The 11,847-nt window shown below is 51.9% G+C and carries 9 protein-coding genes and 1 pseudogene; 2 read left to right on the forward strand and 8 right to left on the reverse strand.

The genetic code is table 11. The features are described from left to right. Positions 1-43: 43 nt before the first annotated feature. Complete coding sequence (locus GRX76_RS18025) at positions 44-796, reverse strand: SapC family protein (protein WP_160154555.1); 753 nt, start codon at positions 794-796, stop codon at positions 44-46. A 145-nt stretch (positions 797-941) separates the two neighbouring features. Beyond that, a complete protein-coding gene (locus GRX76_RS18030) occupies positions 942-1,190 on the reverse strand; it encodes a hypothetical protein (RefSeq protein ID WP_236250459.1) in 249 nt (82 codons plus the stop codon). 251 nt (positions 1,191-1,441) lie between these two features. Between GRX76_RS18030 and GRX76_RS18035 the strand changes: the two genes are divergently transcribed. Together GRX76_RS18035 and GRX76_RS18040 are read left to right on the forward strand one after the other, a co-directional pair. Continuing rightward, a complete protein-coding gene (locus GRX76_RS18035) occupies positions 1,442-1,975 on the forward strand; it encodes an ECF-type sigma factor (protein ID WP_160154557.1) in 534 nt (177 codons plus the stop codon). Between the two features lie 6 nt (positions 1,976-1,981). Beyond that, positions 1,982-4,813 carry a serine/threonine-protein kinase gene (locus GRX76_RS18040; RefSeq protein WP_160154558.1) on the forward strand — a complete coding sequence of 944 codons (2,832 nt, stop codon included), beginning with the start codon at positions 1,982-1,984 and terminating at the stop codon, positions 4,811-4,813. A 97-nt stretch (positions 4,814-4,910) separates the two neighbouring features. Here the strand turns inward: GRX76_RS18040 and tuf (GRX76_RS18045) are convergent. The 6 genes and pseudogenes from tuf (GRX76_RS18045) to rpsL all read right to left on the reverse strand — a co-directional run. Next, positions 4,911-5,099: pseudogene (gene tuf, locus GRX76_RS18045) on the reverse strand (elongation factor Tu); the annotation flags it as partial. Positions 5,100-5,451: 352 nt separating this feature from the next. Next, positions 5,452-6,996, reverse strand: coding sequence for a LamG-like jellyroll fold domain-containing protein (locus GRX76_RS18050; RefSeq protein ID WP_160154559.1), 1,545 nt, complete (start codon positions 6,994-6,996; stop codon positions 5,452-5,454). Between the two features lie 359 nt (positions 6,997-7,355). After that, a complete protein-coding gene (gene tuf / locus GRX76_RS18055; protein WP_160154560.1) occupies positions 7,356-8,579 on the reverse strand; it encodes an elongation factor Tu in 1,224 nt (407 codons plus the stop codon). Positions 8,580-8,621: 42 nt separating this feature from the next. Further along, complete coding sequence (fusA, locus tag GRX76_RS18060; RefSeq protein WP_160154561.1) at positions 8,622-10,727, reverse strand: elongation factor G; 2,106 nt, start codon at positions 10,725-10,727, stop codon at positions 8,622-8,624. Between the two features lie 112 nt (positions 10,728-10,839). Then, entirely contained in the window at positions 10,840-11,310 is a 471-nt protein-coding gene (gene rpsG, locus GRX76_RS18065) for a 30S ribosomal protein S7 (RefSeq protein WP_010130334.1), read from the reverse strand. A gap of 127 nt (positions 11,311-11,437) precedes the next feature. Then, the gene (gene rpsL, locus GRX76_RS18070; RefSeq protein ID WP_067150990.1) at positions 11,438-11,812 is read right to left on the reverse strand and encodes a 30S ribosomal protein S12; all 375 of its coding nucleotides are present in this window, start codon (positions 11,810-11,812) and stop codon (positions 11,438-11,440) included. Positions 11,813-11,847 lie beyond the last annotated feature (35 nt).

Below are 11,847 nucleotides of genomic sequence, written 5' to 3' on the forward strand. Positions count from 1 at the left end.
AGACACTAAACCCCGGGTATATATTGCCGAAACGCCGGCGTTTTTAATTCAGCGTACCGGCCTCGGCTCGCTCTTTCGCTTCCTCGACGGCATTGGCCTTCAGCTGCTGCCTGGAGAGCTGCCGCAAGGCACCAAGGGAGTGGAGATGGGCATAAACCCAGGCCAATTGACCACTTTTAAACCAGGCCTGTACCTGCTCGGACTCCACCTGTAACAGCTTGGCCTCATCCACCACGTGTAATCCTTCAAGACGTACCGGCTTGCCATCGCCAGCCATTACCTGGATATCAAAGGGTTTGAACAATTCCTGCTCAGCCAGCGCCGCGCAGAACTCATGGGTAGCCTTGTAGGACTTGTCGAAGTTGGTGAGAAACTGCAATACGTTGTTCAGGGTCTCGCTGTTTTCCCCCTGCTCATCAAACAGCGGCTGACCGTCTTCTTCAGAAAACTGGTCACTCGTCTCATCAAAACAGACGGTCTGGTTATCGGTCATGGCGAAGGGGTAGCGACGGATAAAGGCCGGTACATAATTGCCCTGCCATACACCGTCCTCGTCAACCTGGGCGTGCTGGTTATTGCGCAGGGACAGCAAGGCCAGGGGAAAGTACTGACCACTTTCACTGCGACTGAAAAAAATTGGCAGGTCCCGGCTGGCTTCAAAGAACTCGATACCGGTAAGCGGGACAGAATTGATCTCGCGGGAAAAACGGAATTTATCACTCGGGGAAAACTTCAGGCTGCGGTGATTCTCACGGTTCAGGGCAACCGGCTTGCGATAAAACAGCAATTCACTCATCAATGTATTCTCAAAATCTTAGATATATAGTTTTTGTAACCATCCCGCGGAGATACCACATATCAGGGCTATGTGGCGGGGAAAACTTTATGTGACAAATTTAACGCCTTTAACGTGAACCGATAAGAATTATTTTCAACCGTAATCACCTTAAGGCAGCTAAGTCACGAAGACACCCGTAATCCGATGGCAAATGGGGAAAAGCCTGATGATGGATGGCCCCGCTCTTAAAGGCATCCAGCGCACCTGTATAGCCATAAGACTCAGCAATTTCGTTGGTCGCAGGGTAATCTCCGGAAGTAAATGCACGCTGCGCAAATTCAGTATCGCCCCACCCCGCAGAAAAAATTAGACGATCGACCAACTCAATGCGTGCACTGAGAAAAACAAACAAAAAAACTGCCCCTCCGAGTGCCCCCGCAGCCAGAAACTGCCTTAACATAGCGCTTAGCTCACTGTTTGCTCCTGAATCCACTCTTGTCACTGCGAGGCGTTACCAAGCCACCTTTCGACGAGCCCTTGGAGATAATTACGGAACGGCAACAGTATTCCCCTCACGTAGAGAGAAATATTTTTAAATTTTCTCTGAAATAACTAGAACAGCTCCGGAAACAAAAAAACCGGAGTGCTTTTTGATCAACCACTATGTCCCAGCACGAACAATTACCCGAACTGACCGGGCAGCTTTATGAGGAACTGCGCCGATGTGCAAGGCGCATCCTCGGCAATCAGCCTGATGGCCTCACCCTGCAGACGACGGATGTGGTGCACGAGGCCTGCCTGCGGTTAATGGAGTCCCCCGCACAGTTTGAAAGCCGCACCCACCTCTACCGCTGCGCGGCCAAGGCCATGCGACACCTGCTGGTGGATCACGCCCGGGCCAAATCCGCACAAAAGCGCAGTGGCCAGCATATGCGTACTATCTGGATGGACAGCCTGCTCGGGGATATTGATGTGAACCTTGGGCTAATGACCATTGACCAGACGCTGACCGAAATGTCGCAAATTAGTGATCGCCTGGAAAGTATTGCGGAACTGCACTACCTCGCCGGTTTTACCCAGAGCAAAGTGGCTGAGATTATGGAAATCAGTGTGGCTACCGTGGAGCGGGAGCTGAAGTTTGTTCGCGCCTTCCTCACCGACCGCCTGCAAGAGCAGCACCACCCGACCTGCGCCTGAGAATATATGCCGATTAACAATATCCGACTGAATGTCATCAAAGACCTGTTCGACCGCTGCTGTGAGTCACCCGCGAGCGATCGCTCTCAGATTCTGCAAGCCAGCGATGCCAGCCCGGAAGAAATTGCGGAAGTACAGCGCTTGCTGGCCTGTCACGACAGTGCCGACAGCAGCGGAAGCCAGACCAATATCATCGGACAACAACTGAAAACTCTCAGCCAGAGCCTGCCCAGCGGGCAACTGCTGGGGGCATACGCCATCGAAGAGGAAATCGGCCGCGGCGGCATGGGAATCGTATTCCGCGCGAAACGGGCGGACGGGAACTACGACCAGCAAGTAGCAATCAAGATAGCGCCCAGTTTTGCCAGTAGCGAAGAACTGAAGCACTTCCATCAGGAAAGACAGATTCTGGCGAAACTGCAACATCCGAACATTGCCACTCTTCTAGACGGCGGCAGCACTAATGACAACCGCCCCTACCTCGTCATGGAGTACGTGGAAGGTCACCCGATCCACGAGTATTGTCGGATCAACAAGTTAGGCCTGCGAGCCCGCTTGCGCCTGTTCGCTGCCGTTTGTGAAGCGGTCGGCTACGCCCACAGCCATCTGATCATTCACCGGGACATAAAGCCGGATAATGTACTGGTGACCGACAAAGGCCAGGTCAAGCTACTCGATTTCGGTATTGGCAAGGCCTTGCAGGTCGATGGCGAGCGCACCCAAGCCACGGCATTGAAAGGCATGACGCTGGCCTACGCCAGCCCCGAACAAATACGCGGCGAACGCACCACCACCGCAACGGATGTCTACGGCCTGGGCGCCCTGCTGTATTGCCTCCTGACCGAGCAATCCCCCCACCGCTTTGGCGATAACAGCGCCGAAAAAGCAATCCAGGCAATCTGCCATACAACCCCCACTGCCCCCAGCCGCGCACTGCCGGATTCAGCCACCTTCACCGAGCGCCGCTTACTCCGCGGAGATCTGGACAATATATCCAGCAAGGCGTTGCGCAAGGAGCCGGAACTTCGCTATGCCAGTGCCAGTGAGCTGCAACGGGACATTGAACGCTACCTGCGCCGGGAACCAGTCCTGGCCACGCCGCCCAGTTTCCTATACCGCGCCGGAAGGTTGATCTCCCGCTATCCAGTAGCATCAGCGCTCTCGCTTTCCGTATTCATTACCGTTGCCCTGGGCTTCGGCGCAGCCCTGTACCTGGCCAGCAAACTGCGCGCCGAGCGAGACAATCTACTAATTGCGCAGGCGGAAACTGAAAAGCAGGCGCAAACTGCCGAAAGAACAGCACAGCTACTTACCGACATGTTTAGCGCAGCCTCGCCCGCCAACGCACAGGGGCGAACCATTGATGTTGATGAACTTCTCCAGATCGCCGTCGCCAACACCAGAAACTCCCTTGAAACTTCACCTGAAGTTCGCACGCAACTTCTGAAAACGCTTGCGCAGGTTAAATTTAATACAGGGAAGTATCTGGACGCGGTAGAACTCCAGAAAGAGGCCATGTCACTGTCTGAATCCGATCAGACTCAGGATCCAGCGGCTCTCGCAGGAGACCTGTCAGCTCTCGGCGAGTTTTACCGCGAAGCCGATGAACTGCAGTTGTCACTCGAAACGCTAGCAGCTTCAGCGGAACTTATTAGCGACCTGGAAGTTCCACTGCTTCTCGCCCAGACCAAGATGCGAACTGGCCTGACGCTGTTACAAATGGGTAAGCCACAGGAAGCCCTCCATTACTTCGATACCGCAATCCCACTCTGGGAGATATCACCAGAACAGAATCCCGAGCTTGGCATTAATATTCGCCACAACCTTGCCATCACCTACTATGATCTTGCTGACTTCTCTGCGGCTGCTGAGCTGGAGGAAGAGGTTCTACGAAATAAAGCCGAACTGTACGGTGACTCACATCCCAAGACTCTGGATAGTTACCAATTCCTCGGCCAATGCTATATGCGTATCAATCGATGGGGCGATGCGAAACTGCAATTGGAACACGCCTACAAAGTTGGCAAGGAAATCTTCTCCGGTGATCAAGTTACTCTCCGGTTAACTGGCCGTAAATACGCAAACCTGCTGCGTCGACTCGGTTATTACAATCAATCAATCCAGATTCTCACAGAGCTGATCAACTCCGACTCCCAGAATCAAGAGACCACAGCCCAGCTGCTTAACAGTCGAGGGTACGCCTACTTTGAAATGGGCCAAATGGAAAAGTCCAGGGAGGACCTGGATAAGTCGGTAGCCATTTTATCGGGGTTCCTGCCGGAGAGTTCGTCCAAAAGCTTCCTCGCCAGGGCCAACCTCGGCGAAACTATGACGCGCACCGGAGACAGAGATGCAGGCATTGCGTTGATAGAAAAAATCCACCACTTAAATGCCGAACAATATGGTGAGGATGATTATGGAATTGCGGCCATCTATTTTCGCTATGCGCGAATTGCACTACATGAAGGCCGGCTAGACGAAGCACAGCAATTCACTGATAAAGCCAGAGCCATCAACAAAAAGTATTACGACCGGAATCATCCCTTACAACTTGAACTGGATGAGGTCGACATCGGCGTAGACATAGCCTTGGGTAACCTTGAATTAGCACGGAACAAGTCCGAAAAACTTATTAAACGAATCGGCGAAATTTTCCCCGACGATGCACCAGTACTGGCACAGAATAAGTCAGTGTACGGAGAAATAATCTGGCAACTCGGGGATCGCCTCAAAGGCGCGCAGCTGATTATTGAGAGCTCAAAAAAGCTGAATCCCATTCTGGCAATTAACTCGGAAAAATACTTACAGTTACAAGCGCGCCTGAAGCTTGTTCAGTAACCGTACCAAAGTGGTTCCGCAACTTTCAATGCAATTAACATAAAAAAAGCCGCAGTGTTTCCACTGCGGCTTTTTTGCTTCAGATCAGGAGTGAAAATTACTCGATGATCTTGGCTACAACGCCAGCACCAACGGCACGGCCACCTTCGCAAATCGCGAAGCGCAGACCGTCTTCCATGACGATCGGAGCAATCAGGGTAACGGTCATTTGAACGTTATCACCCGGCATTACCATCTCGGCACCTTCCGGCAGCTCACATGCACCAGTTACGTCGGTGGTACGGAAAAGCTTCGGTAGCCACTTGAACTCCTATTTTGTAGCACACTTTCATCGATAATTACCGGCGAGCAGCATGGCATACGCTGTTCCCAGACTACTCGTGATTGCGAGCGACTATTGACTCCGCTACAGCTTACTGAAGCAGACCAACTAGAAAGAACGCCGCGTAGGATACCGGTTTACCACGGGGATTTGCAGCACCTGACTTCTCGAACTCACACTTACGATAAAATTCACCCATCGCCAAAAAAGCTCGACCAATCAGCGAGCAGCATAATATATAACATAATAAAAGAAGCCATTGGATGCACGATCATCAAAGGGCTTCTTTATTATTCTCACCGATTACAACTCCGGTTCAGTGATGCCCCCAACGCTGAACATTTACCTGCTGTATTTTCCCGGAAAAGAAAAATCGTTGATTTGACCAACCCTGTGGATCAGCACCTATAACGATAGGCGAATTATTTTTCGTAACCTCTCCATCTACAACGGGGGGCGTACCTACCTCTTTTCCGTCCACCCACATTCTAACGCCACCACTGCCATCGTAGACGCCAACTATTTGATAGGTATCTGTCCCATTAAAATTTTGCTGTGGATATTTAACGTAATGATACGCACCATTAACGTGCACACCAAATCGTAAATAGCCGCCACTTAATTCAAGCGCAAAGCCTCCAGTATCGGCTTTGCTGACGATCGCCTGTGTGGGACTTCCCGAAAACGAATCAAAGTTAACTACAGCATGCACTAAAAAACCCTCACCTGAATTATTGTCTCCATCGTGCAGTCGCACAAAGTGAGCATTATTCTTATCAAAAATTAATGAACCGCCAAACCGATCTTCACCAATGGCCCCAAGCCACTCCCAACTGGGATGCCCGTTGCTAAAGCGGTAAATCTGCCGGCTCGCAGTCTGATCCACATAATTCAGATAGTTGCTATTAGTATAATTTTGACCTGCCATATTCAGATGTAGAATATTGGTTGGATCGGATATCACCGACCTGGCAATTCGGATATTCGTTTCCCGACTTCTCTCCCATTGCCCTTTATTTTGGTCTATGGTCAAGGCATCTACACTCTCCCGAAAGATTGCCGCAAAAACTTCCGAGTAATCTCTTATTGTCCACAGGTTTACCGCCAAACCTAACGACTTAGCGTACTCAATAAGACTCGCAATATTTTTGGTTTGAAAATTGAGCTCCACCATTTCATATCCATTCGACTTAACCCTGGCGATATCTTTCTGCCAAGCTTCAAGTTTTCCGCAAGCCTCAGAATTTTCACAAAGCTCAACATCTGGCTCAAAATTAGTACGGTAAGCTCGACTTAACTTGACTCGCGATTGCTTTTGAGCAGTCAATCCGGACAAGGCAGTTTTAATTTCTTTCAAAGTATCTAAATGAAAAGATCGAATAACCACTATTTTCCCTGACTCCAGATAGCCAAGATCGTTTAGTGTGCCGATCAGAAGGTTGGCATAGTGATCACCTACGTTTGGTCCAAGTTTCGACTTCAACTCTATAAACGGTACTTGGGAACCATTTCTGAAAGCAGAATCCTGAAACACCAGTTCAAAATCCGGGCCTAGGTACTCAGGGTCCTCAGTTTCAGAGGAACCCTTAGGGATACCATCATGCCTTACTACCCAGCTGTTATTATGCGCCACCATATCTATTTCTATTAGATCGGCACCTGCAGCCTGACCACTATGAATATATGAAAGCGTTTCCTCTAAACTTAAAACTTTATTATCTATGGCGTAACAGTTATGGCAGGAAATCGCCACTTTATTCCCCAATTGTGTCCGGAGAAAATTACGACTGCTTCCAGACCAAAAATCAGCATGCGATACCTGAAAAGACACCAACAAGATAAAAAATAAAAGAAATCTCACATTTAACTCCTTGTCATAATTATTTTGATTACTAACACGGGGACCCAGCCGGCAGCGCAGCATCTAGTTGAAACTATCTTGTTCACGAGATAGCTCCCGAATCAACTGCTGGACTTTAAATTTAGGGGAAGTGACATCTATGAACTTCGAAACCACCCGATGTAATTAAATGGACACCCATACCCTAAAAAGAATACCACGTTGATCCAGCTGCTATTAGGCCGCCATTGACCAGAATCAGAATTGCGTGCAAAAAAAAACCGCGATGTCACCATCGCGGTTTTTTATTAGATCTATCGGTCAATCACTTCGCCCCTTCCCCCCCACACAAGAAGGTACAGGAGTGAGGGGCTCGAAGATTACTCGATGATCTTGGCTACAACGCCAGCACCAACGGTACGGCCACCTTCGCGAATCGCGAAGCGCAGACCGTCTTCCATGGCGATCGGAGCGATCAGGGTAACGGTCATTTGAACGTTATCGCCCGGCATTACCATCTCGGTACCTTCCGGCAGTTCACACGCACCAGTTACGTCGGTGGTACGGAAGTAGAACTGCGGACGGTAGCCCTTGAAGAACGGGGTGTGACGGCCACCTTCGTCCTTAGACAGTACGTACACTTCCGCTTCGAACTTGGTGTGCGGAGTGATGGAACCCGGCTTCGCCAGTACCTGACCACGCTCTACTTCGTCACGCTTGGTGCCGCGCAGCAGGGCGCCGATGTTCTCACCAGCACGACCTTCGTCGAGCAGCTTGCGGAACATTTCCACACCAGTACAGGTAGTAGAAGTGGTTTCTTTGATACCAACGATCTGGATTTCGTCACCAGTGCGAACGATACCACGCTCTACACGGCCGGTTACTACGGTACCGCGACCAGAGATGGAGAACACGTCTTCGATCGGCATCAGGAACGGCTGATCGATAGCACGCTCAGGCTCAGGGATGTAGGCGTCCAGGGTTTCTACCAGCTTCTTAACAGCGCTGGTGCCCATTTCGTCTGCATCTTCACCGTTCAGTGCCATCAGGGCAGAACCAGCGATGATCGGAGTGTCGTCACCCGGGAATTCGTATTGATCCAGCAGCTCGCGCAGCTCCATCTCTACCAGTTCCATCATCTCGGCGTATTCTTCAGAACCAGCGCCGCCACAGTCTTCTGCCAGCAGGTCAGCTTTGTTCAGGAATACTACGATGTAAGGTACACCTACCTGACGGGACAGCAGGATGTGCTCACGGGTCTGCGGCATAGGGCCGTCAGTCGCGCCACATACCAGGATAGCGCCGTCCATCTGAGCAGCACCGGTAATCATGTTTTTAACGTAGTCGGCGTGGCCCGGGCAGTCTACGTGTGCGTAGTGGCGGGTCGGGGACTCGTATTCAACGTGAGAGGTGGCGATGGTGATACCGCGCTCACGCTCTTCCGGTGCATTGTCGATACCGTCGAAGGCAACGGCAGCGCCGCCCCATACTTCGGAACATACGCGGGTCAGCGCAGCAGTCAGGGTGGTTTTACCGTGGTCAACGTGACCGATGGTGCCCACGTTTACGTGGGGCTTGGAACGTTCAAACTTTTCTTTTCCCATTTTCAGGATCCTCTAACTAAAAAGTTTTAAAGGTACTAAAGCTTAAGCTTTGTTCTTGGCGATGATTTCGTCAGCGACGTTTTTCGGCGCTTCCGCGTACTTCTCGAATTCCATGGTGTAGGTCGCACGGCCCTGGGTAGCAGAACGCAGGTCAGTGGCGTAACCGAACATCTCGGCCAGCGGCACTTCCGCATTCACAATCTTACCAGAGGCAGAATCTTCCATACCCTGGATCAGGCCGCGACGACGGTTGAGGTCACCAACCACGTCACCCATGTTCTCTTCCGGAGTAACCACTTCCACTTTCATGACCGGCTCGAGCAGTACCGCGCCGCCGACCTGGGCCAGCTTCTTGGTTGCCATAGAACCGGCGATCTTGAACGCCATTTCGTTGGAGTCCACATCGTGGAAGGAGCCATCGTACAGGGTAGCCTTCAGGCCCAGCAGTGGGTAGCCGGCAAGTACACCGTTTTTCATCTGCTCTTCGATACCCTTGGCTACCGCAGGAATGTATTCCTTCGGTACCACACCACCAACGATGGCGTTTTCGAAGACCAGCTTCTCTTCAGAAGTGTCTTCAGCCGGCTCGAATTTCACCCATACGTGACCGTACTGACCGCGACCACCGGACTGACGAACGAACTTGCCTTCGATCTCAGAGGTGTTGCGGATAGCTTCACGGTAGGCTACCTGCGGCTTACCGATGTTGGCTTCTACGCTGAACTCGCGACGCATACGGTCGACGATGATGTCCAGGTGCAGCTCACCCATACCGGAGATGATGGTCTGGCCAGTCTCTTCGTCGGTCTTCACGCGGAAAGACGGGTCTTCCTGAGCCAGCTTGCCCAGTGCGATACCCATTTTTTCCTGGTCCGGCTTGGACTTAGGCTCTACCGCTACGGAGATTACCGGCTCCGGGAACTCCATGCGCTCGAGAACGATCTTGGCGTCTTCGGCACACAGGGTGTCACCAGTGGTCACGTCTTTCAGGCCGATCGCAGCAGCGATGTCGCCTGCCAGTACTTCTTTGATCTCTTTACGGTCGTTGGAGTGCATCTGCACCATACGGCCGACGCGCTCTTTCTTCATCTTCACGGAGTTGTATACCGCGGTGCCGCTCTCCAGCTTACCGGAGTAAACGCGGAAGAAGGTCAGAGTACCAACGAAGGGGTCGGTAGCGATTTTGAACGCCAGTGCAGCGAACGGCGCATTGTCGTCGGCTTCACGGGTTTCAACGGTTTCGCCGTCTTCCAGAGTACCTTCGATCGCCTTAACTTCGGTCGGCGCCGGCAGGTATTCGATAACCGCGTCCAGCATGGCCTGTACGCCCTTGTTCTTGAACGCAGAGCCGCCCAGAACCGGTACGATTTCGTTAGCCAGGGTACGCTGACGGATAGCTGCCTTGATCTCTTCTTCGGTCAGCTCACCTTCTTCCAGGTATTTTTCCATCAACTCTTCGTTGGCTTCCGCAGCCGCTTCAACCAGGAACTCGCGCATTTCTTCGCACTCGTCCTGCATTTCCGCCGGGATATCGCCGTATTCGAAAGTCATGCCCATGTCTTCTTCGTTCCACAGGATGGCTTTCATTTTCAGCAGGTCGACAACGCCCTTGAACTCGTCTTCAGAACCGATGGTCATCTGCAGCGGTACTGCAGTGGCGTTCAGACGGGTTTTCAGCTGGCCTACAACCTTGCGGAAGTCGGCACCAGCGCGGTCCATTTTGTTTACAAATACCATGCGCGGAACCTGGTACTTGTTGGCCTGGCGCCATACGGTTTCGGTCTGCGGCTGTACGCCGGAAGAACCACACAGTACGACCACGGCACCGTCGAGAACACGCAGGGAGCGTTCTACTTCAATGGTGAAGTCAACGTGTCCGGGGGTGTCGATGATGTTTACACGGTGCTGCGGGAACTGCTGCTGCATACCAGCCCAGAAACAGGTGGTCGCTGCGGAAGTAATGGTAATACCACGCTCCTGCTCCTGCTCCATCCAGTCCATGGTTGCGGCGCCTTCGTGCACCTCACCGATTTTGTGGGACAGACCAGTGTAGAAGAGTACGCGCTCGGTGGTAGTGGTTTTACCGGCGTCTACGTGGGCGCAGATACCGATATTGCGATAGCGTTCGATAGGCGTTTTACGTGCCACAGTTGTATCCTCGATATAACGGCAAAAGGCAGCGCGGAGTTTTACCTTCCTTGCTGCCTTTCGGTTTTAATTTCCGATGGAAATAATCATCAGACTTAGAAGCGTCACTATCTTAGAAACGATAGTGAGAGAACGCTTTGTTGGCTTCCGCCATACGGTGCACGTCTTCACGCTTCTTGACCGCGCCGCCCTTGTTCTGGGAAGCATCGATCATTTCATTGGCCAGACGCTGGGCCATGGACTTCTCGCCGCGCTTACGGGAGAAATCTACCAGCCAGCGCATTGCCAGCGCGGTACGACGTGCGGGACGCACTTCTACCGGCACCTGGTAAGTAGCACCACCAACGCGACGGGATTTTACTTCCACCATCGGGGCGATGTTTTCCAGGGACTCTTCAAAAATTTCAATCGGATCTTTGTTCAGCTTTTCTGAAACCAGATCCAGTGCACCGTAAACGATGCTCTCTGCCACGGACTTCTTACCAGAGATCATGACATGGTTCATGAACTTGGCCAGGGTCACGTTCCCAAACTTGGGATCGGGCAGTACTTCGCGCTTGGCGACTACACGTCTTCTTGGCATGGGATTGCCTCTCTTCAGGGTTACTCCGAGACGCCGCCGTATTAACTAACAAATAGTAATTACAACTCGGCGAGCTCAGCCTTACTCCGGTTATTCGTTAAACCGAAACGCAAATTGACCTTAGGGATTAACCCTTAGGACGCTTGGCACCGTACTTAGAACGGCCCTGCTTGCGATCGTTTACGCCGGCACAGTCAAGTGCACCGCGTACAGTGTGGTAGCGCACACCCGGCAGGTCTTTTACACGACCGCCGCGAATCAGCACCACGCTGTGCTCCTGCAGGTTGTGGCCTTCACCGCCGATGTACGAAGTTACTTCGTAACCGTTGGTCAGGCGCACACGACAAACTTTACGCAGCGCAGAGTTTGGTTTCTTCGGTGTAGTGGTGTACACACGAGTGCAAACTCCACGACGCTGCGGGCTGGCTTGCAGTGCAGGTACGTCGCTTTTTTCAACTTTGCGTTTTCTCGGCTTACGAACCAACTGGTTGATCGTTGCCATTAAAAATCACTCCAAAATAAAACGCCCCCACCATC

This window comes from Microbulbifer sp. ALW1 (genome assembly GCF_009903625.1).
In the GTDB taxonomy this organism is placed as follows: Bacteria; Pseudomonadota; Gammaproteobacteria; order Pseudomonadales; family Cellvibrionaceae; genus Microbulbifer.

Coding starts and splice junctions, on each gene's coding strand:
- rpsL (WP_067150990.1), bottom strand. CDS start 11,812: ATGGCAACGATCAACCAGTTGGTTCGTAAGCCGAGAAAACGCAAAGTT.
- rpsG (WP_010130334.1), bottom strand. CDS start 11,310: ATGCCAAGAAGACGTGTAGTCGCCAAGCGCGAAGTACTGCCCGATCCC.
- GRX76_RS18040 (WP_160154558.1), top strand. CDS start 1,982: ATGCCGATTAACAATATCCGACTGAATGTCATCAAAGACCTGTTCGAC.
- GRX76_RS18035 (WP_160154557.1), top strand. CDS start 1,442: ATGTCCCAGCACGAACAATTACCCGAACTGACCGGGCAGCTTTATGAG.
- GRX76_RS18025 (WP_160154555.1), bottom strand. CDS start 796: ATGAGTGAATTGCTGTTTTATCGCAAGCCGGTTGCCCTGAACCGTGAG.
- tuf (WP_160154560.1), bottom strand. CDS start 8,579: ATGGGAAAAGAAAAGTTTGAACGTTCCAAGCCCCACGTAAACGTGGGC.